Source organism: Microbacterium sp. OR21, assembly GCF_047306785.1.
GTDB lineage: Bacteria > Actinomycetota > Actinomycetes > Actinomycetales > Microbacteriaceae > Microbacterium > Microbacterium esteraromaticum_E.
In genome coordinates this window covers 343,508-369,343 of sequence record NZ_JAZEXJ010000001.1, presented here as the reverse complement: position 1 = coordinate 369,343, position 25,836 = coordinate 343,508, and the positions used below count along the sequence as shown (strand labels likewise).

Sequence of the window (25,836 nt, the reverse complement as noted above, 5' to 3'; positions counted from 1 at the left end):
GCCACAGAGACTGCAGCGGGGGCCAGAGGTGTCAGTGCGTCCGAGCGTCAGTGCTCGTTGGCGTGCACCGGCACTTCCTTGCCCTCGCGGTCGACGATCTTGCCGTCGACGACCGAGTCGCCGTCCTCGAGCGCGTCGAGGTACTGCACCGGGATGCTGCGCGTGGGAGCGGCGACGAAGCTGTTGGCACCCTTCGAGCGGCGAGCGCCGACGTGGTTGAACAGCAGGTTCAGGAAGATCGCGGCGACTGCGGCCGAGCTGATACCCGAGTGGAAGATGGTGTTGAACCAGTCGGGCATCTGGTCGTAGATGGTCGGTGCCGCGATCGGCAGCATGCCGATGCCCAGCGACGCCGCCACGATGACCAGGTTCATGCTGCCGCGGTAGTCGACCTTGGCCAGGGTGCGGATGCCGGATGCCGCGACCGAGCCGAACAGCACGATGCCCGCGCCACCCAGCACCGGAGAGGGGATCTCGCCCACGACGCGACCGAGGACCGGCAGCAGACCCAGGATCACCAGCACGACACCGCCGGCGGTGACGACGAAGCGGCTCTTCACGCCGGTGATGGCGACCAGACCCACGTTCTGCGCGAACGCCGACTGGGTGAAGGTGCCGAAGACGGGCGACACGGCGCTGGAGAGCATGTCGGCGCGAAGGCCGTCGGCGATGCGCTTCTTGTCGACCTTCGTGCCCACGATCTCGCCCACGGCCAGGATGTCGGCGGTGGTCTCGGTGAGGGTCACCAGGATCACGATGAACATCGAGATGATCGCGGCGATCTCGAAGGTCGGCCAGCCGAACGCGAACGGCGTCGGGAACGCGAAGATCGCGCCATCGCCGACCTGCGAGAAGTCGACGCGGCCGAGGAAGGCGGCGAAGATCGTGCCGGCGACGATCGCGAGCAGGATCGACAGGCGGGAGACGGCGCCGATCGGCACCTTGCTGAGGATCAGCACGAACAGCAGCGTCACGAAGGCGAGCAGCAGGTTCTGCGGCGATCCGAAGTCGTCGGCGGTGGCGTTTCCGCCCATCGCCCAGCGTGCCGCGACGGGCAGCAGAGTGAGGCCGATCGTGGTGATGACGACGCCGGTGACGACCGGCGGGAAGAAGCGGATCACCATCGCGAAGACGGGGGCGATGAGCAGGCCGATGACGGATGCCGCTATCACCGATCCGAAGACCGCCGGCAGTCCGCCGCCGTTGGTCACGATCGCGCCCATGGTGGCCACGCCGGCGAACGACACGCCCTGCACGAGCGGCAGCTGCGAGCCGAAGAACGGCACGCCGACGGTCTGCAGGATGGTCGCGAGGCCGCCCATGAAGAGGCACGACGCGATGAGCACGCCGATCTCCTCGGGGCTGAGACCGGCGAGCTGGCCGATGATCAGCGGCGGGGCGATGATGCCGCCGTACATGGTGAGCACGTGCTGAAGGCCGTACCCGAAGGTGGCGCCGATGGACAGGCGCTCGTCTTCGGGGCGAAGCGCTTCCTTGTTCTTCCTACTCATTTCTGGACCTCTTCGTCGAGTGTGGGGTGTATCGGGTTGTGGTGCGGGCGGTGCGGTGGATCTCAGGAGTGTCGGGCGAGCAGCCCGCGGGCCGCCTCGCTGTGGTGTGCGATGAGCTGCTGCAGGTCGAGGCCGACGATCTGGCCGTCGAGCACCCGCCAGGTGCCGCCGACCATGACGCGGTCGGCGCGCTCGGCGCCGCACAGCAGCAGTGCGGCGACCGGGTCATGGCTGCCTGAGAAGCGCAGCTCGTCCAGTGTGAACATAGCCAGGTCGGCCTGCCTGCCCGGGGCGAGCACGCCGATGTCGTCGCGGCCCAGTGCGCGCGCCGAGCCCTCGGTCGCCCAGCCGAGCGCGCGCTCGGGGGTGACCGCGGCGGCGCCGTAGCGCAGCCGCTGCAGGTAGAGCGCCTGGCGCACCTCCTGGATCATGTTCGATCCGTCGTTGGATGCCGAGCCGTCGACGCCGAGGCCGACCGGCACGCCCGCCTCCTCCAGCTCGACGGCACGGGCGATGCCCGAGGCCAGGCGCATGTTCGAGGTGGCGCAGTGCGACACCGCGGTGCCGGCGGCTCCCAGCCGGGCCACCTCGGCGTCGTCGAAGTGGATGCCGTGGGCCAGCCAGGTGCGATCCGAGAGCCAGCCGACGCTCTCGAGGTAGTCGACCGTGCGCAGACCGAACATCTCGCGGCAGAAGTCCTCCTCGTCGAGGGTCTCGGCGAGGTGAGTGTGCAGGCGCACGTCGAGCTGCGAGGCCAGCTGCGCGGTGTCGCGCATCACCCCGGTCGTCACCGAGAACGGCGAGCACGGCGCGAGGCCGATCTGCACGCGGGCGCCCTCACCGCGCTCGTGGTAAGCGCCGACGAGCCGTTCGCTGTCGGCGAGGATCGTGTCGGCATCCTGCACCGTCTGCTGCGGAGGCAGACCTCCGTCGCTCTCGCCGAGCGACATCGAGCCGCGGGTGAGGGTGGCGCGCATGCCGAGGCGTCGCACAACGTCGACCTGCACGTCGATGCCCTCCTCCAGCCCGTTCGGGAACAGGTAGTGGTGGTCGGCCGCGGTGGTGCAGCCCGACAGCAGCAGCTCGGCGAGCGCGGCGGTGGTGGCCAGCTCGAGGTCGCGGGGGGCGAGTCCTGCCCACACGCCGTACAGGCCCTTCAGCCAGCCGAAGAGCTCGGCGCTGACGACCGGTGTCCAGGCACGGGTGAGCGTCTGGTAGAAGTGGTGGTGCGTGTTGATCAGACCGGGGATTATCACGTGCCGCGAGGCGTCGACGGTCTCGTCGACGGGCCGCGTGGGGGCGCCGCCGAGCGGGACGGCTTCGAGCACGCGGGCGCCCTCGATGACGAGGCCGCCGCGGGCGTCGGCGCTGTCACCGGTGTGGATGCCGAGCGGGTTCTTCAGCCAGAGGCTGCGCGTCGGTGCGGTCATGGGAGGACTCCATATCGGGATCAGTGAAGCCGGTGTATCCGGCTCTTCGGGGAGCCAGCTCAGTTCGCCTGTCTGCTGATCCAGGTGCTCCTTCTTCGGAGTAGTCCAGATTCAATCACGCGACCGCTTGCAGGTCAATGATTTTTTCCGAAAGCCGAATGTACTATTCCGCATCCTGAAATCTAGTCCACAACGCCGACGACCCCGCGAGACTTCTTTTCCAGCATGAGAATGCGCGTCAGAGCGCAGGTCTCGTGCCGGAACGGAAGTCTCGCGGGGTCGGTGGGGGTCGGCGGGCGCGGGTCAGCTGCCGTCGGAGGTGAGCACCAGGCTGCCGCCGTCGGCGGCGACGTCGACGCGCACCGTGTCGCCGTCGTGCACGCCGCCCGAGAGCAGCGCTGTCGCGAGTCGGTTCTGCACCTCTGTCTGGATGAGCCGGCGCAGCGGACGCGCACCGAACACGGGGTCGTAGCCTCGCTCGGCGAGCCACGCACGGGCATCCGGAGTCACCGCCAGCGTCAGCCTGCGGTCGCCGAGCCGGCGCTGCAGACCGTCGACCGCGAGCTCGACGATCTGCGCGAGATCGTCGTGCGAGAGCGCCTGGAACATGACGATGTCGTCGAGCCGGTTCAGGAACTCGGGGCGGAACGACTGCCGCACCAGCGCCATCACCGCCTCGCGCTTGTCGTCGGTCGACATGACGGGGTCGATGAGGATCGGCGAGCCGATGTTCGAGGTGAGGATCAGGATGACGTTCGAGAAGTCGACCGTGCGGCCCTGGCCGTCGGTCAGCCGCCCGTCGTCGAGCACCTGCAGCAGCACATCGAACACCTCGGGATGCGCCTTCTCGACCTCGTCGAGCAGCACCACCGAGTACGGGCGCCGCCGCACGGCCTCGGTCAGCTGACCGCCCTGCTCGTAGCCGATGTACCCGGGAGGGGCGCCGACCAGGCGCGAGACCGAGTGCTTCTCGCCGTACTCGCTCATGTCGATGCGCACCATGGCGTGCTCGTCGTCGAAGAGGAACTCCGCGAGCGCCTTGGCCAGCTCGGTCTTGCCCACGCCGGTCGGACCGAGGAAGAGGAACGATCCCGTCGGACGACCGGGGTCGCTGATGCCGGCGCGCGAGCGCCGGACGGCGTCCGACACAGCCTTCACGGCATCCTTCTGCCCGATCAGGCGCTTGCCGAGCTCGCTCTCGAGATGCAGCAGCTTCTCACTCTCACCCTGCAGAAGGCGTCCGACCGGGATGCCCGTCCAGGCGGCGATCACGGCGGCGATGTCCTCTTCGGTGACCTGCTCGTTGACCATCCGCCCCTCGTTCGAGACGGCCGCCTCGGCCTGCTCGGCCTCGGCGATCTCGGCGTTGAGGCGCCGGATGGTCTCGTACTCGAGCTTGGATGCTTTGGTGTAGTCGCCTTCGCGCATCGCGAGGTCGCGCTGCGTCGTCGCCTCGTCGAGCTGCTTCTTCAGGTCGCCGACCCGGTTCAGCCCCTGACGCTCGCGCGCCCAGCGCTCTTCGAGCTCGGCGAGCCGGCTCTCGAGCCCGGCCATCTGCTCGCGCAGCGCGGCGAGGCGCTCCTTCGAGGCAGCGTCCTTCTCGCGCTTGAGCGCGAGCTCCTCGAGCTTCATCCGGTCGACCTGGCGCTTGAGCTCGTCGATCTCGACGGGCGAGGAGTCGATCTCCATCTTCAGCCGCGACATGGCCTCGTCGATCAGGTCGATCGCCTTGTCGGGCAGCTGCCGGCTGGGCAGGTAGCGGTTCGACAGGGCGGCGGATGCCACGAGCGCCGTATCGGAGATCGTTACCCCGTGGTGCGCCTCGTACCGGCCCTTGAGCCCGCGCAGGATCGCCACGGTGTCCTCGACCGAGGGCTCGCCGACGTACACCTGCTGGAACCGACGCTCGAGGGCTGCGTCCTTCTCGATGAACTCGCGGTACTCGTTGAGGGTGGTGGCGCCGATCATGCGCAGCTCGCCGCGGGCGAGCATGGGCTTGAGCATGTTGGACGCCGCGACCGAGCCCTCGCCACCACCGGCGCCCATCAGCACGTGCAGCTCGTCGATGAAGGTGATGACCTTGCCGTCGGACTCGGTGATCTCCTTGAGCACGCTCTTCAGCCGCTCCTCGAACTGCCCCCGGTACATGGCGCCGGCGACGAGAGCGGAGATGTCGAGCGAGACGAGCTCTTTGTCCTTCAGTGATTCGGCGACGTCACCGGCGACGATGCGCTGCGCGAGACCCTCGACGACGGCGGTCTTGCCGACGCCGGGCTCGCCGATGAGCACGGGGTTGTTCTTCGTGCGTCGGGTGAGCACCTGGCTCACCCGACGGATCTCGCTGTCGCGGCCGATCACCGGGTCGAGCTTGCCCTGCCGGGCGCGATCGGTGAGGTTGATGCCGAACTGCTCGAGGGCGCTTTGCTGTTCTTCCTGTCCAGACTGCTGAGAGCTCTGTGCCGGGTTGGTCATTCGTTCCTCCTGGAGGAGTCTCCTTCAAACTTGAGTTGTCTTGACTCAAGTTTAGATCCTGAGCGGTCGAACGGCAAGGGGCATGCTCTTGACCGGCTCTGACGCCCACGGCTACACTGACCGACGACCGGAGCGACTTCCTCCGGAACTCAGCGAAGAGCCGGAACTCAGCGAAGAGCCGGAACTCAGCGAAGAGAAGGGGCCGTGATGACGCAGCACATCGATGTCCACGCCACCGCCCCCTCTGAGAGCTCCACCGCATGGGGGAACTGGTACGCCCACGGCGCCTGAGCCGCCGCCCACGGAATCGCGCTTCATAACGATTCCGAGGCCTCGCCGTCGGTTCGCCTAGACTCACCGCAACCGCGCGCGATGTCGCGATGTGATCGCCCGGTGCGAGCGCAGCGCGGCGCTCACCCCTCGGGATCCCAGCAGGCACGCGAGCAGCGTGCACCCAGACGCCCCGCGTCATACCCGAGGAGAGACAATGACTGACATCACGGTCACCGTCAACGGGCGCAGCCGCCCGATCGACGGTGTGGCCACGCATGTGACGGCGCTGGACTGGCTGCGCGACGCGGGCCTTCCCGGCAGCAAGGAGGGCTGCGCCGAAGGCGAGTGCGGCGCCTGCGCGATGATGATCGCGACCCCCGACGCCGACGGCACCACCCGCTGGACCCCCGTGAACGCCTGCCTGGTTCCGGTGTACGCCCTCGACGGGCAGGAGATCGTGACCGCCGAGGGCCTCGGCGGCGTCGACGACCTGCATCCGGTGCAGCAGAAGCTCGCCGAGGCCGGTGGTTCGCAGTGCGGGTACTGCACCCCCGGATTCGCGTGCAGCATGGCCGCGGAGTACTACCGCCCCGAGCGCGGCGACGCCTGCCCCGCCCACGACGGCGAGCAGCAGCACGGCGAGGGCCCCGACGACGACGGCCTCGAAGCCGGGCCCAACGGCTTCGACCTGCACGCCCTCAGCGGCAACCTGTGCCGCTGCACCGGCTACCGCCCCATCCGCGACGCCGCGTACTCGCTCGGCTCCCCCGAGCACGACGACCCGCTGCAGCAGCGGCTGGCGCAGCCCGCTCCCGCGGTCGTCGCCACCGATGCCGAGGTGGGCGGGTCGCGATTCGTGCGCCCCGCGACCCTCGCCGACGCCCTGCGGCTCCTCCGGGACGAGCCGGATGCCCTGATCGTCGCCGGATCCACCGACTGGGGTGTCGAGGTGAACCTGCGCGGCCGCCGTGCCCCGCTGGTCGTCGCGATCGACCAGCTCGACGAGCTGCGCGGGCTCACCGAGACCGACGAGCACGTAGAGATCGGCGCGGCCCTGCCGCTGTCCGACGTCGAGCGCCGACTCGCCGGCCGCGTGCCGCTGCTCGCCAAGCTCTTCCCGCAGTTCGCCTCCCGCCTCATCCGCAACCGCGGCACGATCGGCGGCAACCTCGGCACCGGATCGCCGATCGGCGACACCCCGCCGGCCCTGCTGGCCCTCGATGCGCGCCTGGTGCTGGCATCCGCCGACGGCGAGCGCGAGGTGCCGCTGGCCGAGTATTTCACCGGCTACCGGCAGACCGTGCGCGCGAAGGACGAGCTGATCAGGTCGGTGCGCATCCCGCTGCCTCTGGCCGAGTACACCGCCTTCCACAAGATCACCAAGCGACGGTTCGACGACATCTCGTCGGTCGCGATCGGCTTCGCGTTCGACATCACCGGCGGCACGGTCACGTCGGCTCGGATCGGCCTGGGCGGCGTGGCCGCCACTCCGCTTCGCGCTCGCGCCACCGAGGAGGCGCTGATCGGACGACCGTGGAACATCGCCACGGTCAAGGCGGCGTCGGCCGTGCTGCAGTCCGAGGGGACGCCGATGTCCGACCACCGCGCGAGCAGCGACTACCGCTCGCACATGCTGGGCTCCGCCCTGCTGAAGTTCTACAGCCAGACCGTCATCCAGTCGAAGGAGGTGTCGGCATGAGTGCTCTCGCCGACCGCCCCGAGAACCCCGTCGTCGGGCACCGCGCGCCTCACGAGAGTGCGGCGCTGCACGTCACCGGAGCGGCGATGTACACCGACGACATCGCCGCGCAGACCGCCGGCGTTCTCACCGCCTGGCCGGTGCAGTCCACCAGCGCGCACGCGCGCGTGACGATCGACGTCTCCGGCGCCTACGAGGTGCCGGGCGTCGTGCGGGTGCTCACCGCCGACGACGTGCCCGGGCTCAACGACGCCGGCATCCGCAACGACGAGCCGCTCTTCCCGAGCGAGGCGATGTTCTACGGCCACGCGCTGGTGTGGGTGCTCGGCGAGACGACCGAGGCCGCGCGTCTCGGCGCCGAGCGGGTGAAGGTCGAGTATGACGAGCTGCCGTCGCTCATCACCGTGCACGACGCCATCGAGGCGCAGTCGTTCATGGGCACCCCGCGCACCGTCGAGCGGGGTGACGCGACTGCGGCGCTGGCCACCTCGACGCACGTCTTCGAGGGTGTCACCGAGTTCGCCGGTCAAGAGCACTTCTATCTCGAGACCCACGCGTCGTTCGCCGTGCGCGACTCGGAAGGGCAGTACTTCATCCAGTGCTCGACGCAGCACCCCACCGAGACGCAGGACCTCGTCTCGCACGTGCTCGGCATCCACGCCAACGAGGTCACCGTGCAGTGCCTGCGCATGGGCGGCGGCTTCGGCGGCAAGGAGATGCAGCCGCACGGCTTCGCGGCCGTCGCCGCTCTCGGCGCCAAGCTCACCGGGCGCCCGGTGCGGGTGCGCCTGAACCGCACGCAGGACCTCACGATGACCGGCAAACGGCATCCGTTCCACATCAGCTGGAAGGTCGGCCTCGACGAGAACGGCATGCTGCAGGCGCTCGACGCCGTGCTCACCGCCGACGGCGGCTGGTCGATCGACCTGTCGGAGCCGGTGCTGGGCCGCGCGCTCTGCCACCTCGACAACGCCTACTGGATCCCGAACGTGCACGCCTACGGGCGCATCGCGAAGACGAACAAGCAGTCGAACACCGCGTACCGCGGCTTCGGCGGCCCGCAGGGCGTGTTCCTCATCGAGGACATCCTGGGCAGGGTCGCCCCGACGCTCGGCATCGATCCGCTCGAGCTGCGCCGCCGCAACTTCTACCAGCCGGGTCAGAGCACGCCGTACGGTCAGCTCGTGAAGGACGCCGAGCGGATGCCGACGATCTGGGACCAGCTCGCCGACGAGGCGTCGATCGCAGAGCGCTGCGCCGAGATCGACGCGTTCAACGCGGCGCATCCCGACGTGAAGCGCGCGGTCGCGATGACGCCGATCAAGTTCGGGATCTCGTTCAACTTCGCGGCGTTCAATCAGGCCGGTGCCCTCGTGCACGTCTACAAGGACGGCTCGGTGCTGGTCAACCACGGCGGAACCGAGATGGGCCAGGGTCTGCACACCAAGATGCTGCAGATCGCGGCCACCGCTCTGGGACTCGAGCTGCACCAGGTGCGCCTCGCTCCGACCCGCACCGACAAGGTGCCCAACACGTCGGCCACGGCCGCGTCTTCGGGTGCCGACCTCAACGGCGGCGCGGTGAAGAACGCCTGCGATCAGATCCGCGAGCGGATGGCCGCGGTGGCCGGACGCCTGCTGGGCGTCGACGAGCGCGACGTGCGCTTCGGCGGCGGCTTCGTGACCGCCCTCGGCAAGGAGGAGCGGCTGACCTTCGCCGAGGTCGCGAAGGCGGCGTACTTCCAGCGCGTGCAGCTGTTCGCCGCCGGCTACTACCGCACCGCCGGCCTGCACTGGAACCCCGAGACCATGAAGGGCTCGCCGTTCAAGTACTTCGCCTACGGCGCGGCCGCGACCGAGGTCGAGATCGACGGCTTCACGGGCACGTACCGCATCCGCCGCGTCGACATCGTGCACGACGTGGGCGACTCGCTCTCGCCGATGCTCGACATCGGCCAGATCGAGGGCGCGTACGTGCAGGGCATGGGCTGGCTGACGCTGGAGGATCTGCGGTGGGATGCCACCGACGGGCCGCACCGCGGCCGTCTGCAGACCCAGTCGGCGTCGACCTACAAGCTGCCGAGCTTCTCGGAGATGCCCGAGGAGTTCCGCGTGCGCCTGTTCGAGAACGCCCGCGAGGACGGCGCGGTCTACGGCTCCAAAGCCGTCGGCGAGCCGCCGTTCATGCTCGCGTTCAGCGCCCGCGAGGCGCTGCGCCAGGCGGTCGCGGCCTTCGGCCCGGCGGGTCACTCGGTCGATCTGGCGTCGCCCGCGACGCCGGAGTCGGTGTACTGGGCGGTCGAGGCCGCCCGGGCGGCTCTCGGCGCGGCGGAGCCGGAGCCCGAGCTCGCCGCCGTCTGACATGGTCGACTGGCTGGACGCCCTGCGCGCGCTGCGCGAGAGCCGCACCCCGGCGGTGATCGTGACGCTCGCGATGGTGCGCGGGCACGCGCCGCGCAACGGCGGCGCGAAGATGGTCATCTCGCCGGACGATCAGTTCGGCACGATCGGCGGCGGCAACCTCGAGGCCACCGCCGCCGATCGCGCCCGCGAGATGCTCGCATCCGGCACCGCGGAGCCGCAGCTGCTCACCCTGACCCTCAGCGACAAGGCGACGACCGAGTACGGGGTGCAGTGCTGCGGAGGAGAGGTCACCATCATGCTGGAACCCGTGCGCGTGGTGCCGTCGGTGGCGGTGTTCGGCATTGGCCACGTCGGCCTCGAGCTCGCGCGCATCCTGTCGCGCCATGAGCTGTCGCTGCACCTGGTCGACTCGCGCGCCGAGATGCTCGATGCCGCACGGCTGGCACCGGTGACGAGCGACGCCGTGGCGAGCGTCCGGGCGCATCACGCGCCCGTGCCGGAGGCGGCGCTGCTGAGCATTCCCGACGGCGCCCACGTGCTCGTCATGACCCACGACCACGTCGAGGATCTCGCGATCGTCGACCAGTCGCTGCGCACACCCTCGCTCGGGTCGATCGGACTGATCGGCTCGGCATCGAAGTGGGCGCGGTTCCGCACGAAGCTGCGCGAGCTTGGGCACACCGATGCCGAGCTCGCCCGGGTGACGACCCCCATCGGCGTACCGGAGGTGTCCGGCAAGCAGCCCGCCGTCATCGCGGTGAGCGTCGCCGCGCGCATCCTGCAGCTGATCGAGGAGGCCGCGCCGCTGGCATCCGAATGACATTCCCTCCGGAATGCGCGAGACGCATTCCGGATATCTTTTCCCGCGGCAATACGGAAATGCATTTTGGCGCCATCTGCGACGCCTTTTCCGACGTCATTCCGACGCGCCCGAAAAGAAAGGGCCCGATCGTCCGATCGGGCCCTTTCTCTGCTGCGGTTCAGCCGGCGAGCATCGCCTCGATCGGCCCGCGCACGAAATACAGGGCGAAGCCCGCGGCGACGATCCACATCAGCCAGTGCACCTTGCGCGCGCGCCCGGAGAACGCGTTCACCAGCGCCCACGAGATGAACCCGACCCCGATGCCGTTCGCGATCGAGTACGTCAGCGGCATCGTCACGATGGTGAGGAACGCGGGCAGCGCGACGGCGAACTTCGTGAACCTGATCTCGCGGATCTGCGACATCATCATCGCCCCGACGACGACCAGGGCGGCCGAGCCCACCTCGATCGGCACGACGAGGGTGAGCGGGGTGAAGAACATCGACAGCAGGAACAGCACGCCTACGACCAGCGAGGCGAGGCCCGTGCGAGCACCCTCGCCGATGCCCGAGGCGCTGTCGACGTACACGGTGTTCGACGACGTCGAGGTCACGCCGCCCGCCACCGCGCCGAAGCCCTCGACGACGAACGCCGAGCGCAGCCGCGGGAAGGTGCCGTCCTTGTAGGCCAGGCCGGCGTTCTTCGCGAGCCCGGTCATCGTTCCCATCGCGTCGAAGAAGTTCGAGAAGACGAGGGTGAACACGAGCATCGTCGCCGAGAGCACGCCGACGCGGCCGAAGGCGCCGAACAGGTCGAACTGGCCGATCAGCCCGAAGTCGGGAACGGTGATCCATGCGGTCGGCAGCTCGGGGATCGTCATGTGCCAGCCGTTCGGGTCTTCGAACGACGGCCCGAGCTTGAGCACCGACTGCGCGATGAGCGCGACGACCGTGCTCACCACGATGCCGATCAGGATGCCGCCCGGCACCTTCCGCGCGACGAGGATGCCGATCAGCACCAGCCCGAACAGGAAGATGAGCGTGGGGACGGAGGTGATCGAGCCGTTGTCGCCGAGCTGCACGGGCGGTCCGCCGGCGGTGCGGTTGACGAAGCCCGAGTCGACGAAGCCGATGAAGGCGATGAACAGGCCGATGCCGACGGTGATCGCAGCCTTGAGCGCCTGCGGCACGGCCTTGAAGATCGCGGTGCGGATGCCCGTCGCCCCGAAGAGCACGATGAGCAGGCCGTTGATCACGACGAGCCCCATGGCCTCGGGCCAGGTGACCTGGCCGACCACCGACACCGCGAGGAAGGAGTTGATGCCGAGCCCTGCGGCCAGGGCGAACGGCAGCCGTGCCACCACCCCGAACAGGATCGTCATCACGCCGGCTGTGAGGCCGGTGGCCGCGCCGATCTGCGCGGCATCCAGTGCGCCGCCCGAGACGTCGGTGACGCCGCCGAGGATGAGCGGGTTGAGGATGACGATGTACGCCATCGTGACGAAGGTGACCACGCCACCGCGGATCTCGCGTGCGATGGTCGACCCGCGGCGGGTGATCTCGAAGAACCGGTCGAAGCCGTTCTTCGGAGCGGCGTCGACGGTGCTCGTCGCGCCGGTCGACAGCGGCGGCTGCGGCTGCTCGTCACCGCGGGCGAACAGCCCCGCGGCGTCGTTGCCGACCACCTCGGTGCTGGACGTGTCGGCGTCGGATGGGCGTGCGGGAGGAGGGAAAGGTGAAGACATCATCGGCTCCGGTGAAGGTGAGGGAGAGTTCAGTACTCGATGCGAGTGGGCGTGCTGCGCCACTCGGTGAAGGGTGCGACACGCTGCGCGGGCGGCAGCTCGATGTCGCTCACGGGCATGATCGCCCGGTCGGCGTCGGTGCCCTCGAAGTAGCGGTAGAACACCGCGTCGTCGAAGCCTGCATCCGCGGCGTCGTGGCGGTTCGCGGCGAAGTACACCCGCTCGATGCGCGCCCACAGCGACGTGGCGAGGCACATCGGGCACGGCTCGCAGCTCGTGTAGAGCGTCGCTCCTGTCAGATCGAACGTGCCGAGCCCCTGGCAGGCGTTGCGGATCGCGGTGACCTCGGCGTGCGCCGACGGGTCGAGATCGGCCGTGACCCGGTTCACGCCCTCGAAGACGCGACCATCGGCCGAGACGACGACGGCGCCGAACGGCCCACCCTCGTTGCGCACGTTCTCGACGGCGATGCGCACCGCCTCGGCGAGGTACTCGGCCGGGCCGAGCGGCGGTGGGGGTTCGATCTGCGATTCGGGTCGGGGTAGAGCGCTGCTGGTCATACGAGAGCTTCCTTGCTGTCGTAGCAGTGATACGGCTTATCGAGTCGGATCCGGATCGGATCGTTCTGCGAGATATACGTCGAACCGCTGAATGTTCAATTACGCCGCTCTCGGATATGCGGCGCTGTCGAGCATAGCAATGACATTCCGGCGCGTCCAGAGAATTCCGAAGCGCATTCCCGCCGCCTCCCGGAAATGCACGCCGGTCGCAATTGATACGGGCTTCAGCGGGTCCACCACCGGGCATCCGGTGCTAGCGTTTCACTGCGAGAGGACGTGACCATGGCGAGCAGACGCATCGACGGCGGCGGGCCGGCGGATGCGACGGTCGCGCTCACCGACCGACGCGACCGGGCGCTGCGTGATCTGCGCATCTCGGTGACCGACCGCTGCAACTTCCGCTGCGTCTACTGCATGCCGAAGGAGATCTTCGGCCGCGACTACGCCTTCCTCGACCGCGACGAGCTGCTGAGCTTCGAGGAGATCACGCGCATCGCCACCGTCGCCGCCGCGCACGGCGTGCACAAGCTGCGCCTGACCGGCGGCGAGCCGCTGCTGCGCCGCGGGATCGAGCAGCTCATTGAGCAACTCGCCGCCATCCGCACACCCGAAGGCGAGCCGCTCGACCTCGCCCTCACCACCAACGGCTCGGCCCTCGCGATGAAGGCGGAGGCGCTGAAGGCCGCGGGCCTGAAGCGCGTCACGGTGTCGGTCGACTCGCTCGACGACGAGCTGTTCCAGCGGATGAACGACGTGCGCTTCCCGGTGAGCCGGGTGCTCGACGGCATCGATGCGGCGCACGCGGCGGGCCTCGGCCCGATCCGGCTGAACATGGTGGTCAAGCGCCGGGTGAACGACGGCGAGATCGTCGACATGGCGCGGCACTTCAAAGACACCCCCTACACGCTGCGCTTCATCGAGTACATGGACGTCGGCAACACCAACGGCTGGTCGCTCGATGAGGTCGTGCCGTCGGCCGAGATCATCGAGCGGATCGGCGCGGTGTTCCCGCTCGAGCCGGTGGCGCCCGCCGTGCACGGCGAGACGGCGAAGCGCTGGCGCTATGCCGACGGCGACGGTGAGATCGGGGTGATCTCCAGCGTCACCAACGCGTTCTGCGGCACGTGCACACGCGCGCGCATCTCGACCGAGGGAAGGCTGTTCACCTGCCTGTTCGCCTCCGAGGGCCACGACCTGCGCGCGCTCCTGCGCGGCGGGGCCGACGACGTCGAGCTGGCGGCGGCGATGGCATCCATCTGGGGCCGACGCGACGACCGCTACTCAGAGATCCGCGCGGGACTCACCCCGGCGCTGCGCACGCAGCGCCGGCGCATCGAGATGTCGTACATCGGCGGCTGACGCCGCCGCACATCAGTCGAGGACGTCGGCGATGACGTCCCACACGTCGTCGGCGACGGCGCGCTTCGATCCGGATGCCCGGGCGACGACAGCCCCGCCCTCGCCGATCACGTGCACGGCGTTCTCGCCCGACTCGAACCCGCGCTCCCACCCGACCTCGTTCACCACGAGCAGGTCGACGCCCTTGCGCTCGCGCTTGCGCCGCGCGCGCTCGAGAAGGTCGTCGGCGTCGTCCGGCGTCTCGGCGGCGAAGGCCACCACGACCTGACCCGGATGCCGTCGCGCCGCCAGATGGGCGACGATGTCCTCGTTCTGCACCAGCTCGATGCTCTCGAGCGGTCCGGCGTCCTTGGTGAGCTTGCGCTCGGACACATCGGCGGGCCGGTAGTCGGCGACCGCGGCGGCCATCACGATCACGGCGGCGTCCTCCGACGCGCGGCGCATGGCGTCGCCGAGCTCGGCTGCGGTGCCGACGTGCTCGACGCGGATGAGCGGATGCTGCTCGGCCTCGGCCAGCACCGCACCGTCGACGTGCGCGGCGACGAGCACCACCTCGGCACCGCGATCGGCCGCCGCGAGCGCCAGCGCTGTGCCCTGGCGGCCGCTGGAGCGGTTGCCGAGGAAGCGCACCGGGTCGAGCGGCTCCCTGGTGCCGCCCGCCGAGACGGCGACCCGCAGACCATCGAGGTCGCGCTGCTCGTCCGCTGCGAGCAGGCCGAGTGCCTGAGCGACGATCTGCTCGGGTTCGAGCATCCGCCCCGGCCCCGAGTCGCCACCGGTCAGCTCACCGTCATCGGGCCCGAGGATCGCGACGCCGCGCTCGCGCAGGGTGGCGATGTTCGCCCGGGTCGCCGGGTGCAGCCACATCTCGGTGTGCATGGCGGGGGCGATCGCCACCGGTGCCGTCGTGGCGAGCAGCGTGGTGCCGAGCAGGTCGTCGGCCAGGCCCGCCGCCATCTTCGCGATGGTGTTGGCGGTGGCCGGGGCGACGATGACGAGCTCTGCCGCCTGGCCGAGGGCTACGTGGCGCACCTGCGCGACGTCCTCGTGCACGCTCGTGGTGACCGGCCGCCGGCTGATCGCCTCCCAGGTGGGCAGCCCGACGAACCGCAGCGCGTCTTCGGTGGGGACGACGGTGACCTCGTGGCCCGCCTTGATCAGCAGGCGCACCAGGTGCACGCTCTTGTACGCGGCGATCCCGCCGGTGACGGCGACGACGATGTTCACGCGTTCGATTCTGCCCCACGACCCCGTGAGGCGGGTCGCTCCGGAGCCCACGGGGCGGGGTGCGCCTAGACTCGGGCTCGTGTGCACCGTCGTGATCGATGTCGCCGCCCCCGGCGGGAGCGCGCGGCTGCTCGCCGTGCGCGACGAGGATCCGCAGCGCCCCTGGGACGACCTGGGCGAGTGGTGGCCGGACTCGCACCCGGGCGTGATCGGCATCCGCGACCGTCGAGCAGGGGGCGCGTGGCTCGCCGCCGACCCCGCGTCGGGTCGACTCGCGGTGCTGCTGAACCGGGCCGACGTGCTCGACCTTCCGGACGACGCGGTGCGCTCGCGCGGATCGCTCGCGCTGGAGTCGGTCGCGGGCCGGTCTCCCGACGGGCCGCTGCCGATGCACGGCTTCAACCTGCTCGAGGTGACGCCGGACGGCTCGCGCGTGTTGTCGTGGGACGGCACCGAGCTGCGTGAGTCCTCGGTGCCGGAGGGCGTGCATATGATCGCGCACGACGATCTCGACGATCCGCGCACCGCACGGATCGAGGCCTGGCTGCCGCACTTCGCGGCCGCGATGCCCGAACGAGCGGGCGAGGGTCCGGCGGAGGCGTGGGTCAACGGCTGGGTGAGCGTGCTGGGCGAGAGCGCCGCCCTCTCCCCCGAGGACGACAGGGCGATCGTGCGCGACAACCGTGTGCACGGCTACCCGACCATGTCGCTGCTGTTCTGCACCGCCGAGGTCTCCCCCGGCGCGGTCGACCTGCGCTCACGCGTGCTCGCGCGCCCCGGGCGCTGGGGCTGACCGGCCCGCTGCAACCTGCGGTCACAGATGTGGAAGGGGTATTGACTCCTCGCCGCGCCTCCCCCTACTCTTTTCATAGAGCAAGACGATTATTCCACTTTATGGAATCAGGGAACGGAGAGGGACATGAACGCACACGCAAGCGAGGCGCACGGATACGTCCCGTCCGCAGAGAATCCGTCGGTCAACATCGACCCCGACTTCCACCTGCCTGCCGACGAGGGCAACGGCTTCGTCCGCGCATTCCGCATCCTCTTCCCAAAGGCGGCCTGAGGACACAGCGCGAGAAGAGGGGATCGGCTCCGCCCACCGGCGGTCCGATCCCCTCTTTCGTCGTGCTGCGTGAATCAGCGCGCGGTGAGCTCGGGGATGTCGGCGGCGATCGTGCGTCCGACGCCGCGCAGCAGGGGCACCGCGTTGGCCATGCTCTTCGCCGGCTCGGGCTCGATGTCGCTCAGCGCGTACACCTTCGCGAAGCCCGCGGACGCGGCCTGCGAGGCATCCAGCGTCGTGCGACCGCACACGGCGACGACGGGCTTGCCGGCCCGCTTCGCCGCAGCCGAGACACCCAGCGGCGTCTTGCCGCCCAGGCTCTGGTCGTCGAGGCTGCCCTCGCCGGTGATGACGAGGTCGGCGTCGGCGATCCGCGACTCCAGTCCGGTCAGGCGCTGGATGACGTCGATGCCGGGCTCGCGCACGGCGCCGAGCACGGCGAGCGCGGCGTATCCGACACCGCCCGCCGCTCCTGCTCCCGGAGCTGCCGCTGAGGGGCGCACGCCGGGCAGCGCGTCGACGAGTTCTGCCAGGCGCTGGAGGCCCGCCTCGAGGACGGCGACATCGTCGGCGCTCGCCCCCTTCTGCGGCGCGAACACCGCAGCGGCCCCCCGGTCGCCCAGGAGAGGATTGTCGACGTCGGCGGCCAGCACGAAGCTGACTCCGGCGAGCCGCGGGTCCAGACCCGAGATGTCGGCCGAGACCAGGTCGACCAGACCGGCGCCGCCAGGGCGGACCGGTCGGTCCTCGGTGCGCAGCGCGACGCCCAGGGCCTGCAGCATGCCGGCCCCGCCGTCGGTGCAGGCGCTGCCACCCACGCCGAGCACGATCGAGGTGGCGCCCTGATCGAGGGCGGCCGCGATCAGCTCGCCGGTGCCGCGGCTGGTCGCCTCCAGCGCGGCCTTCTCGCCGTCGGGAAGCACGTCGAGCCCGCTCGCCGCGGCCATCTCGATGATGGCCTGCTCGCCACGGACGGCGAAGGTGGCATCCACCGCTCGACCGGTCGGTCCGGTCACCGAGACCGTCACCGGGGTGAATCCGCTCGCGACGGCCGCGTCGACCGTCCCCTCGCCGCCGTCGGCGACGGGAGCCGCGTCAACGACGGCATCCGGGATGATCTCCCGGATGCCGTCGGCGAGAGCCGCCGCCACCTCGGAGCCCGTTGCCGAGCCCTTGAACTTGTCAGAGGCGATGAGGATGCGCATGTCGATCAGTCAAGCAGAGCGTAGATCGCCTCAGGTGCATCGGCGGGCGACGACGCGAGGTCCTCGAACTCGTTCATGGTGTCGAGGTCGGCACCCATCGCGATGTTCGTGACGCGCTCGAGGATGACCTCGACAACCACGGGCACCTGGAACTCGTCGCGCAGGCGAGCCGCCTCGGCGAAGCCGGCGGCGAGCTCTTCGGGACGCTCGACGCGGATCGCCTTGCAGCCCAGGCCCTCGGCGACCTTAACGTGGTCGACGCCGTAGCCGGTGGCGACGCTGTTCGGGTCGTTCGGGGTGTTGATGTTGTCGAAGGCCAGCGAGACCTCGTAGTCCATCTCGAAGCCGCGCTGCGACTGACGGATCAGGCCCAGGTAGCTGTTGTTGACCACGACGTGGATGTACGGCAGCTTGTGCTGCGCGCCCACGGCGAGCTCTTCGATCATGAACTGGAAGTCGTAGTCGCCCGAGAGCGCGACGACCTGCTCGCCCGGCTTGCCGCGCACGACGCCGAGGGCGGCGGGTCCGGTCCAGCCGAGGGGTCCGGCCTGGCCGGCGTTGATCCACTTGCGCGGGCCGTAGACGTGCAGCAGCTGCGCGCCGGCGATCTGCGACAGGCCGATCGTGGTGACGAAGGTGGTGTCGCGGTCGAAGGCCGTGAGCATCTCCTGGTAGACGCGGTGCGGCTTCATGGGCACGTCGTCGAAGTTCGTCTTGCGCTGCAGGCGCGCCTTGCGGTCGCGGCACTCCTGGGCCCACGGGGTGTAGTCGGGCAGCTCGGCCACGCGGTCGCGGGCGGCGGCGAGCAGCGCGTCGATGAACGCGCCGGCGTCGGAGACCACGCCGTAGTCGGGCGCGAACACGCGGCCGATCTGCGTCGGCTCGATGTCGACGTGCACGAAGGTGCGGCCCTTGCGGTACGTGTCGAGGCCACCGGTGTGGCGGTTCGCCCAGCGATTGCCGATGCCGAGCACGAAGTCGCTCTCGAGGAAGCTCGCGTTGCCGTAGCGCTGCGAGGTCTGGATGCCGACCAGGCCTGCGGCCAGTGGGTGGTCGTCGGCGATGGCACCCCAGCCCATAAGAGTGGGGACAACAGGGACGCCGAGGGTCTCGGCGAGCTCGACGAGCTTGTCGGAGGCGCCGGAGTTGACGATGCCTCCACCGGCGACGATCACCGGGTGCTTCGACGAGGTCAGCATGTCGAGCACCTTCTCGGCCTGCGCGGCCGTGGCCGCGGGCTTCGCGACCGGCAGCGGCTCGTAGGTGTCGATGTCGAACTCGATCTCGGTCATCTGCACGTCGAACGGGAGGTCGATCAGCACCGGACCGGGGCGGCCGGAGCGCATGATCTGGAACGCGCTCTGGAAGACGCCGGGCACCTGGGCGCCCTCGAGCACCGTCTTGGCGAACTTGGTCACCGGCTTCGCGATCGACGCGATGTCGACGGCCTGGAAGTCCTCCTTGTCGAGCTTCGCCACCGGAGCCTGGCCGGTGATGCACAGCATCGGGATGCTGTCGGCGATGGCCGCGTACAGACCGGTGATCATGTCAGTGCCGGCCGGGCCCGAGGTGCCGAGGCAGACGCCGACGCGGCCGTCACCGGTGCGGCTGTAGCCGTCGGCCATGTGCGAGGCGCCCTCGACGTGGCGGGCGAGGGTGTGCCGGATGCCGCCGTTGGCGCGCATCGCGGAGTACAGGGGGTTGATGGCGGCTCCCGGCAGGCCGAACGCCTCGTCGGCGCCCTCCTTGATCAGGATCTGGACGATGGCGTCCACTGCACGCATGCGGGTCATGATGTCGGTTCCTTCGTAGAAGAGGTTTCAGTCGCGGCCCGAGAGCTCAGCGGTGAGCTTGAAGAGGCCGGAGTGGTCGAGGCCTCCGTCGCCGCGGGCGACGAGCGAGGTGACGAGCTGGGCGACAGCCGAGCCGAGGGGCACGGCCACGCCGGCACCGCGGGCGGCCGCGGTGACGATGCCGAGGTCCTTGTTGTGCAGGGCCAGGCGGAAGCCGGGGGCGAAGTCGCGGTCGAGCATCTTCTGCCCCTTCTGGTCGAGGACCTTGGACCCGGCGAGACCTCCGCCGAGCACCTTGAGGGCCGCGTCGGTGTCGACGCCGTACGCCTCGAGGAAGACGATCGCCTCGCTGAGCGCCTGGATGTTGACGGCCACGATGAGCTGGTTGGCGGCCTTCACCGTCTGACCGGCACCGGCGGGGCCGACGTGCACGATGGTCTTGCCGATGGCCTGCAGGATGGGCTCGGCCTTGGCGAAGTCCTCGGGCGAGCCGCCGGTCATGATCGACAGCACTCCATCGATCGCGCCCTGCTCGCCACCCGAGACGGGCGCGTCGACGGCGCCGAATCCTGCGGCGACGGCTTCTTCGGCCAGCTCCTTGGCGACGTCGGGGCGGATCGACGAGTTGTCGATCCACAGCGCGCCGGGCTTGGCGTTGGCGAAGACGCCCTCTTCGCCGCGGACGACACCCTCGACATCCGGGGAGTCGGGAACCATCGTGATGATGACGTCGGCGTCCTTGACGCCCTCGGCGATGCTCGCCGCTCCCTTGCCGCCGGCCTCGACGAGCTTCTCGACGGGCTCGGGGCTGCGGTTGACGCCGGTGACGGTGTACCCGGCCTTGACGAGGTTCTTCGCCATGGGAAGGCCCATGATGCCGAGACCGATGATGGTGATGTTGGTCATGTCGTCGCTCCTTCGCGGAAGTGGGATGTCAGTTCTTGGTCCAGGCGAACGGGTCTGCCTGGGTGGCCTTGTACTCGAGGCCGATGACGCCGTCGTAGCCGCCGGCGCGCGCCGCGTCGATCCATTCGGTGATGGGCAGCTCTCCGGTGCCCGGTTCGCCGCGGCCGGGGGCGTCGGCGATCTGGATGTGACCGAACTCGCCCGCGTGGTCGGCGATGACCGCGGCCACGTCGTCGCCGTTGACGGCGAGGTGGTAGAAGTCGGCGAGCAGCTTGACGTTGTCGACGCCGTGCTCGTCCTCGACGCGGGCGATGATCGCGAGGGCGTCATCGGCCGTCTTCAGCGGATACGCGTCGGCACCCGAGACGGGCTCGAGCAGGACGATGCCGCCGATGCGGGCCACCGCCTTGCCGGCGATGGCGAGGTTCTCGACGGCGAGGTCGTCCTGGGTCTTCGCGTCGACGCCGTCCTGGCGCAGACCGTAGAGCGCGTTGAACGCCTTGGTGCCGGTGCGCTCGCCGATGCCGACGACGACCTCGACGTTGTCGCGGAACTCGCCCTCGCGCCCGACCCACGAGACGAGCCCGCGGTCGCCGCCGGCCATGTCACCGGCGAAGAAGTTGAGGCCGGTGAGCTGCACGCCGGCGTCCCGGATGGCGGCGACGAATCCGTCGACGTCCTGCTGCGCGGGCACGGCCGAGGAGAAGGGCCACCAGAACTCGACGGCGTCGAAGCCGGCGGCCTTGGCCGCGGCGGGACGCTCGTTGACGGGGAGGTCGGTCAGCAGGATCGAGGCGTTGACGGTGTAGCTCATGATCGTCCTTGATTTCGTATAACGGAATAAAAGTTCCTAGTGATGAAAGGTTAGGCCGGGGCTGAGATGGTGTCAACGAAGAGCGGCCGGTATTCCAGCATCCGGAACCCGCTGGAAAGGGAAACGCACCCGCCGGACATCCGACGGGTGCGTTCTCGGTGAGCGAGCTCAGGTGAGCTTGATCTGACGGTTCATGTCCTTGTACAGCAGGTACCGGAAGTCGCCGGGGCCACCGGCGTAGCAGGCCTGCGGGCAGAAGGCGCGAAGGAGCATGTAGTCGCCCGCCTCTACCTCGACCCAGTCGCCGTTCAGGTGGTAGACCGCCTTGCCCTCGAGCACGAACAGGCCGTGCTCCATGACGTGCGTCTCGGCGAAGGGGATGGAGCCGCCCGGCTTGAAGGTGACGATGTTCACCTGCATGTCGTGCGCCATGTCGCTCGAGTCGGCGAAGCGGGTGGTCAGCCACGCGTCGGTGCCGACCATGGGGGTCGGCTCGATGTCCTGGTCACGGGTGACGAACGAGGCCGGCGCGTCGACGCCCTCGAGCCACTCGTAGGCCTTGCGGATCCAGTGGAAGCTGGTGATCTCGTCGCCCTCGTTCTTCAGCGACCAGCTCGCACCCGGGGCGAGGAACGCGTAGCCGCCCTCTTCGAGCACGTGCGTCTCGCCCTCGAGGGTGAGCGTGAGCTTGCCGGTGGTGACGAAGATGACGCCCTCGACGCCCGCCTCGGGCTCGGGCTTGGCGGCCTCGCCGCCGGGCGAGATCTCCACGATCAGCTGCGAGAAGGTCTGCGCCGAGCTCGGGGTGGGCTTGGCGATGATCCACGCGCGGGTCTTGCTGAACCCGGGCAGGCTGCTCGTGACGATGTCGCGCAGCACGCCCTTCGGGATCACCGTGTAGGCGAGCTTGACGATCGCGCGGTCGGTGAGCAGGTCGGTCTGCGGCGGCAGACCGCCGGTCGGGGTGTAGTAGGACATCAGGCCTCCTTGGTGGCGAGTTTGGGATGTGCGAGCCGGGTGAGCTCGGCGGGCGAGGCGCCGGTCGACGAGCGCACCTCGTCTTCGGTGAGCGCGCCGCACTCCAGTCCCCGCACGACGAAGCGGGCGAGGGCGCGCGCCGTGGCGGGCTCGTCCATGATCGTCGCGTCGCTGCCGTGCAGGTAGTTGTCGAGCCGGCGCGCGGCGGCCTCGAAGCCCTCGCGGTAGAACGCGTACGTCGCGAGGTACCGGGTCGGCAGCTGGTTGGCGTGCAGATCCCAGCCCTGGTAGTAGCCTCGCTCGAGCGAGCGCCGCACCAGGCGGGCGTGCAGCTTCCAGGCATCCTGCGCCCTCTCGCCCAGCGGGATGACATTCGTCGACCCGTCGGACAGGCGCACGCCGGTCTCGGCGACGGCGACCTGCATGACCTGCTTGGCGTAGTCGGCCGCCGGGTGCTCCATCGACTGGTAGGCCGCGGCGATCTGCAGCGACGCGCTGTAGTCGTAGGTGCCGTAGTGCAGTGCGGACACGCGCCCCTCGGAGCGGTGCAGCAGCGTCGCGATGGGGATGCTGCCGTCGGCGGCGACGATGAGCTGAGGCGTCTCCATCTGCACCTCGAAGCGCAGGCGTCCGGCCGCGAGGCCCAGACGGTCCTCGAAGCGCTCGCACAGCGCGACCATCGCCTCGACCTGGGCCACGGTGGTCACCTTGGGTAGGGTGAGGATCAGCCCGTCGGGCAGCGGGCCCGCCGCCGCGAGGGTGGTGACGAAGCGGTCGAGGGTGCGGATGCCGCGGTGGCGCGTCGGCGCCTCGAAGCACTTGAACCGGATGCCGATGAACGGCGTCGCGGTGCCGGCGGCGACGGCCTCCGCGACGCGCTCGGCGGCGAGGATCGCCGCGGCGTCCTCCTCGTCGTCGCCGCGGGTGCCATAGCCGTCCTCGAAGTCGAGACGCAGGTCCTCGATGGGTTCGCGGCGCAGCTTGGCATCCACCAGCGGCGCGAGCTCACCGGCGAGATGGCCGAGCCCGACCGACTCGGCGAGCGCGGCCATGCCGCCGGCCGCCTCGACGGCCGCGATCGCGTCGGCGCCGAAGCGCGCCGGCAGCGCCGGATCGAAGCGATCGGCCGGCACGTAGAGCGTGTGCACCGGCTGGCGGCTGCCGTCGTCACCCGGGTACGAGTTCGAGAGCAGGGCGTCGGTCTGCGCCAGGCGCGCGTCGATGTCTGCGAAGTCGTCTTCGCGCAGCGATGTGTTGGCTGACACCCTCGTCACTCCTTCTCTGCGCCGGCCTTGACGACCCGGACGATCGCCTCGGCCACGGCTCCTGCGACCTCGGGGTCGAAGACGCTGGGGATGATGAAGCTCGCGTTGCGCTCCTCGTCGTCGACGCGGGCGGCGATCGCCTCGGCGGCTGCGACCAGCATAGGCGGGGTGATGTCGGACACGCCCGCGTCGAGGAGACCGCGGAAGAAGCCGGGGAAGGCCAGCACGTTGTTGATCTGGTTGGGGAAGTCGCTGCGGCCGGTGGCGACGACCGCGGCGTGCTTGGAAGCCACGACCGGGTCGATCTCCGGGGTCGGGTTGGCCATCGCGAAGACGATCGCGTCGTCGGCCATGGCGGCGATGTCGTTCTCGTCGAGCACGTTCGGGGCGCTGACGCCGATGAACACGTCTGCGCCGACGATGGCCTCCTTGAGGGTGCCCGTGAAGTTGCGCGGGTTGGTGTTCGCCGCGAGCTCGACGCGGTGCGCGTCGGTGTACTCCTCGTCGCGGTTGATGGCGCCGTTGCGACCGCAGGCCACGATGTCGGTCGCGCCCTGCTCGAGCAGCAGCTGCGCGATCGCGTTGCCCGCGGCGCCCACGCCCGAGAGCACGATGCGCACGTCTTCGATCTTCTTCCCGACGACCTTCAGAGCGTTCACGAGGGCGGCGAGGGTGACGATGGCGGTGCCGTGCTGGTCGTCGTGGAAGACGGGGATGTCGAGCTCTTCGCGCAGGCGGGCCTCGATCTCGAAGCAGCGCGGAGCCGCGATGTCCTCGAGGTTGACGCCGCCGTAGACGGGAGCGATCGCCTTCACGATCTTGATGATCTCCTCGGTGTCCTTGGTGTCGAGGCAGACGGGCCACGCGTCGACGTTGGCGAACTGCTTGAACAGCGCGGCCTTGCCCTCCATCACCGGCAGTGCGGCCTCGGGTCCGATGTCGCCGAGACCGAGCACGGCGGTGCCGTCGGTGACGACGGCGACGGTGTTGCGCTTGACCGTGAGGTTGCGCGCCTTGCTCTTGTCCTCGGCGATGGCCATGCACACGCGGGCGACACCGGGGGTGTAGGCACGCGACAGGTCGTCGCGGTTGCGCAGTGGAACGCTGGGCACGACCTCGAGCTTGCCGCCGAGGTGCATGAGGAAGGTGCGGTCGCTGACCTGGCGCACGTGCACGCCGTCGAGCGCCTGCACGGCGTCGCGGATCCGGGTGGCGTGCTCGTCGTCGATCGTGTTGCAGGTGAGGTCGACGACGATGGACGTGGGATGCGACTCGACGACGTCGAGCGCGGTGATGGCGGCGCCGGCGGATGCCGCGGCTGCGGCGAGCTCGCTGGTGACGCTGAAGTTGGAGGGAGCGTCGATGCGCAGTGTGATCGAGTTGCCGGGACCGGGGTTGGCCATGTTTCCTCTTCCCTGAGGTGCGCCGGGCGCATCGGCGCCGGCTCACGTGTGCGTGTGGACTTGGTCGCTCTTTCGCATCGTGGACACTACTGTCTGACTTACGAAAGTTCGTTGCAATCAACGATGATGGTCACGCAGGGTTTTCGCTCGCACTTCTCGCATGATGGAATCGTCGGGTACCTAGGAGGACCTCATGGTCGAAAGCAAGACGCCGCGCGGCAGCGGATCAGGTGTGCAGTCCGTCGAGCGGGTGTTCGAGCTGCTCGAGCTAGTCACCGACGCCGGCGGCGACGTCACCCTCAGCGAGCTCGCGTCGTCGACCGACCTGCCGCTGCCGACCATCCACCGGCTGCTGCGCACCCTGGTGTCTCTCGGCTATGCGCGACAGCTGCCCAACCGCCGCTACGCGCTCGGGCCGCGCCTGATCCGCATCGGCGAGGGCGCGTCGCGCCAGTTCGGCGCCCTGGCGCGACCGCAGCTGACGGGCCTCGTCGACCAGCTCGGCGAGAGCGCCAACATGGCGGTGCTCGATGGCGACATGATCGTGTACGTCGCCCAGGTTCCCTCGTCGCACTCGATGCGCATGTTCACCGAGGTCGGCCGCCGCGCCCACACCCACGACACCGGCGTGGGCAAGGCGATCCTCGCGCAGCTGCCGGACGACACCGTGCGCGGCATCGTCACGCGCGCCGGGATGCCCACACCCACCGAGTTCAGCATCGGCGACGTCGATGAGCTCATCGCCGAGCTCGACCGCATCCGCGAGCGCGGCTACGCGATCGACGACCAGGAGCAGGAGATCGGCGTGCGCTGCTTCTCGATGGCCGTGCCCGACGCCCCGACGCCCACCGCCGTGTCGGTGTCGGGTCCGGTCTCGCGGGTCGACGAGGCCTTCGGCGAGCGCGCGGTGCCCCTGCTGCGCACGGCCGCCGAGGCGATCAGCGCCGAGCTGGCATCCTGACCTCG

At 69.6% G+C, this 25,836-nt stretch carries 20 protein-coding genes; 7 read left to right on the top strand and 13 right to left on the bottom strand.

Annotated features, from left to right (window positions below):
* Positions 1–47 precede the first annotated feature (47 nt).
* From V2S04_RS01740 to V2S04_RS01730, 3 genes are all read right to left on the bottom strand, one after another.
* A complete protein-coding gene (locus V2S04_RS01740; RefSeq protein WP_413636806.1) occupies positions 48–1,511 on the bottom strand; it encodes a nucleobase:cation symporter-2 family protein in 1,464 nt (487 codons plus the stop codon).
* Between the two features lie 62 nt (positions 1,512–1,573).
* On the bottom strand, positions 1,574–2,941 hold the full coding sequence (locus tag V2S04_RS01735) for an 8-oxoguanine deaminase (protein WP_413636805.1): 1,368 nt from the start codon (positions 2,939–2,941) through the stop codon (positions 1,574–1,576).
* A 303-nt stretch (positions 2,942–3,244) separates the two neighbouring features.
* Complete coding sequence (locus V2S04_RS01730; protein ID WP_413636804.1) at positions 3,245–5,413, bottom strand: ATP-dependent Clp protease ATP-binding subunit; 2,169 nt, start codon at positions 5,411–5,413, stop codon at positions 3,245–3,247.
* A 487-nt stretch (positions 5,414–5,900) separates the two neighbouring features.
* Between V2S04_RS01730 and V2S04_RS01725 the strand changes: the two genes are divergently transcribed.
* The 3 genes from V2S04_RS01725 to xdhC are packed head-to-tail and all read left to right on the top strand — an operon-like array spanning position 5,901 to position 10,568.
* Positions 5,901–7,385 carry a xanthine dehydrogenase small subunit gene (locus V2S04_RS01725; protein WP_413636803.1) on the top strand — a complete coding sequence of 495 codons (1,485 nt, stop codon included), beginning with the start codon at positions 5,901–5,903 and terminating at the stop codon, positions 7,383–7,385.
* Entirely contained in the window at positions 7,382–9,745 is a 2,364-nt protein-coding gene (gene xdhB / locus V2S04_RS01720; RefSeq protein ID WP_413636802.1) for a xanthine dehydrogenase molybdopterin binding subunit, read from the top strand. Before V2S04_RS01725 ends, xdhB begins: the two co-directional genes overlap by 4 nt.
* A gap of 1 nt (position 9,746) precedes the next feature.
* Positions 9,747–10,568, top strand: a complete 822-nt coding sequence (xdhC, locus tag V2S04_RS01715) for a xanthine dehydrogenase accessory protein XdhC (RefSeq protein ID WP_413636801.1) — start codon at positions 9,747–9,749, stop codon at positions 10,566–10,568.
* Positions 10,569–10,728: 160 nt separating this feature from the next.
* Here the strand turns inward: xdhC and V2S04_RS01710 are convergent, their stop codons facing one another.
* Together V2S04_RS01710 and V2S04_RS01705 are read right to left on the bottom strand one after the other, a co-directional pair.
* Positions 10,729–12,294, bottom strand: coding sequence for an NCS2 family permease (locus V2S04_RS01710; RefSeq protein ID WP_413636800.1), 1,566 nt, complete (start codon positions 12,292–12,294; stop codon positions 10,729–10,731).
* Positions 12,295–12,323: 29 nt separating this feature from the next.
* Complete coding sequence (locus V2S04_RS01705; protein ID WP_413636799.1) at positions 12,324–12,854, bottom strand: nucleoside deaminase; 531 nt, start codon at positions 12,852–12,854, stop codon at positions 12,324–12,326.
* A 282-nt stretch (positions 12,855–13,136) separates the two neighbouring features.
* Here V2S04_RS01705 and moaA point away from each other — a divergent pair, with 282 nt between their 5' ends.
* Positions 13,137–14,213 (top strand): GTP 3',8-cyclase MoaA, encoded by a 1,077-nt coding sequence (gene moaA, locus V2S04_RS01700; protein WP_413636798.1) that lies wholly within the window; start codon positions 13,137–13,139, stop codon positions 14,211–14,213.
* Between the two features lie 12 nt (positions 14,214–14,225).
* Here the strand turns inward: moaA and coaBC are convergent, their stop codons facing one another.
* Positions 14,226–15,440: a bifunctional phosphopantothenoylcysteine decarboxylase/phosphopantothenate--cysteine ligase CoaBC gene (coaBC, locus tag V2S04_RS01695; RefSeq protein WP_413636797.1), complete on the bottom strand. Its 1,215-nt coding sequence runs from the start codon at positions 15,438–15,440 to the stop codon at positions 14,226–14,228.
* 79 nt (positions 15,441–15,519) lie between these two features.
* Here coaBC and V2S04_RS01690 point away from each other — a divergent pair, with 79 nt between their 5' ends.
* Both V2S04_RS01690 and V2S04_RS01685 read left to right on the top strand, forming a co-directional pair.
* Positions 15,520–16,233 carry an NRDE family protein gene (locus V2S04_RS01690; protein WP_413636796.1) on the top strand — a complete coding sequence of 238 codons (714 nt, stop codon included), beginning with the start codon at positions 15,520–15,522 and terminating at the stop codon, positions 16,231–16,233.
* A gap of 126 nt (positions 16,234–16,359) precedes the next feature.
* Positions 16,360–16,506, top strand: coding sequence for a hypothetical protein (locus tag V2S04_RS01685; protein WP_413636795.1), 147 nt, complete (start codon positions 16,360–16,362; stop codon positions 16,504–16,506).
* A gap of 74 nt (positions 16,507–16,580) precedes the next feature.
* Here the strand turns inward: V2S04_RS01685 and V2S04_RS01680 are convergent, their stop codons facing one another.
* From V2S04_RS01680 to V2S04_RS01650, 7 genes are all read right to left on the bottom strand, one after another.
* Positions 16,581–17,711 (bottom strand): glycerate kinase, encoded by a 1,131-nt coding sequence (locus V2S04_RS01680; protein ID WP_413636794.1) that lies wholly within the window; start codon positions 17,709–17,711, stop codon positions 16,581–16,583.
* Between the two features lie 5 nt (positions 17,712–17,716).
* Positions 17,717–19,504 carry a glyoxylate carboligase gene (gene gcl / locus V2S04_RS01675; RefSeq protein WP_413636793.1) on the bottom strand — a complete coding sequence of 596 codons (1,788 nt, stop codon included), beginning with the start codon at positions 19,502–19,504 and terminating at the stop codon, positions 17,717–17,719.
* A 27-nt stretch (positions 19,505–19,531) separates the two neighbouring features.
* Positions 19,532–20,410, bottom strand: coding sequence for a 2-hydroxy-3-oxopropionate reductase (locus V2S04_RS01670; RefSeq protein WP_413636792.1), 879 nt, complete (start codon positions 20,408–20,410; stop codon positions 19,532–19,534).
* A gap of 28 nt (positions 20,411–20,438) precedes the next feature.
* A complete protein-coding gene (locus V2S04_RS01665) occupies positions 20,439–21,224 on the bottom strand; it encodes a hydroxypyruvate isomerase family protein (protein WP_413636791.1) in 786 nt (261 codons plus the stop codon).
* A gap of 168 nt (positions 21,225–21,392) precedes the next feature.
* Positions 21,393–22,205, bottom strand: a complete 813-nt coding sequence (locus V2S04_RS01660) for a bifunctional allantoicase/(S)-ureidoglycine aminohydrolase (RefSeq protein WP_413637275.1) — start codon at positions 22,203–22,205, stop codon at positions 21,393–21,395.
* Complete coding sequence (locus V2S04_RS01655; RefSeq protein WP_413636790.1) at positions 22,202–23,467, bottom strand: DUF6986 family protein; 1,266 nt, start codon at positions 23,465–23,467, stop codon at positions 22,202–22,204. Before V2S04_RS01655 ends, V2S04_RS01660 begins: the two co-directional genes overlap by 4 nt.
* A gap of 5 nt (positions 23,468–23,472) precedes the next feature.
* Positions 23,473–24,870, bottom strand: a complete 1,398-nt coding sequence (locus V2S04_RS01650; protein WP_413636789.1) for an NAD-dependent malic enzyme — start codon at positions 24,868–24,870, stop codon at positions 23,473–23,475.
* Positions 24,871–25,063: 193 nt separating this feature from the next.
* Between V2S04_RS01650 and V2S04_RS01645 the strand changes: the two genes are divergently transcribed.
* The gene (locus tag V2S04_RS01645; RefSeq protein WP_413636788.1) at positions 25,064–25,831 is read left to right on the top strand and encodes an IclR family transcriptional regulator; all 768 of its coding nucleotides are present in this window, start codon (positions 25,064–25,066) and stop codon (positions 25,829–25,831) included.
* Positions 25,832–25,836: the final 5 nt, after the last annotated feature.

What these genes read in the sequence shown, in the direction of transcription:
- V2S04_RS01740 (WP_413636806.1), bottom strand. Translation starts at nt 1,511, where the DNA reads ATGAGTAGGAAGAACAAGGAAGCGCTTCGCCCCGAAGACGAGCGCCTG.
- V2S04_RS01735 (WP_413636805.1), bottom strand. Translation starts at nt 2,941, where the DNA reads ATGACCGCACCGACGCGCAGCCTCTGGCTGAAGAACCCGCTCGGCATC.
- V2S04_RS01730 (WP_413636804.1), bottom strand. Translation starts at nt 5,413, where the DNA reads ATGACCAACCCGGCACAGAGCTCTCAGCAGTCTGGACAGGAAGAACAG.
- V2S04_RS01725 (WP_413636803.1), top strand. Translation starts at nt 5,901, where the DNA reads ATGACTGACATCACGGTCACCGTCAACGGGCGCAGCCGCCCGATCGAC.
- xdhB (WP_413636802.1), top strand. Translation starts at nt 7,382, where the DNA reads ATGAGTGCTCTCGCCGACCGCCCCGAGAACCCCGTCGTCGGGCACCGC.
- xdhC (WP_413636801.1), top strand. Translation starts at nt 9,747, where the DNA reads ATGGTCGACTGGCTGGACGCCCTGCGCGCGCTGCGCGAGAGCCGCACC.
- V2S04_RS01710 (WP_413636800.1), bottom strand. Translation starts at nt 12,294, where the DNA reads ATGTCTTCACCTTTCCCTCCTCCCGCACGCCCATCCGACGCCGACACG.
- V2S04_RS01705 (WP_413636799.1), bottom strand. Translation starts at nt 12,854, where the DNA reads ATGACCAGCAGCGCTCTACCCCGACCCGAATCGCAGATCGAACCCCCA.
- moaA (WP_413636798.1), top strand. Translation starts at nt 13,137, where the DNA reads ATGGCGAGCAGACGCATCGACGGCGGCGGGCCGGCGGATGCGACGGTC.
- V2S04_RS01685 (WP_413636795.1), top strand. Translation starts at nt 16,360, where the DNA reads ATGAACGCACACGCAAGCGAGGCGCACGGATACGTCCCGTCCGCAGAG.
- V2S04_RS01680 (WP_413636794.1), bottom strand. Translation starts at nt 17,711, where the DNA reads ATGCGCATCCTCATCGCCTCTGACAAGTTCAAGGGCTCGGCAACGGGC.
- gcl (WP_413636793.1), bottom strand. Translation starts at nt 19,504, where the DNA reads ATGACCCGCATGCGTGCAGTGGACGCCATCGTCCAGATCCTGATCAAG.
- V2S04_RS01670 (WP_413636792.1), bottom strand. Translation starts at nt 20,410, where the DNA reads ATGACCAACATCACCATCATCGGTCTCGGCATCATGGGCCTTCCCATG.
- V2S04_RS01665 (WP_413636791.1), bottom strand. Translation starts at nt 21,224, where the DNA reads ATGAGCTACACCGTCAACGCCTCGATCCTGCTGACCGACCTCCCCGTC.
- V2S04_RS01650 (WP_413636789.1), bottom strand. Translation starts at nt 24,870, where the DNA reads ATGGCCAACCCCGGTCCCGGCAACTCGATCACACTGCGCATCGACGCT.
- V2S04_RS01645 (WP_413636788.1), top strand. Translation starts at nt 25,064, where the DNA reads ATGGTCGAAAGCAAGACGCCGCGCGGCAGCGGATCAGGTGTGCAGTCC.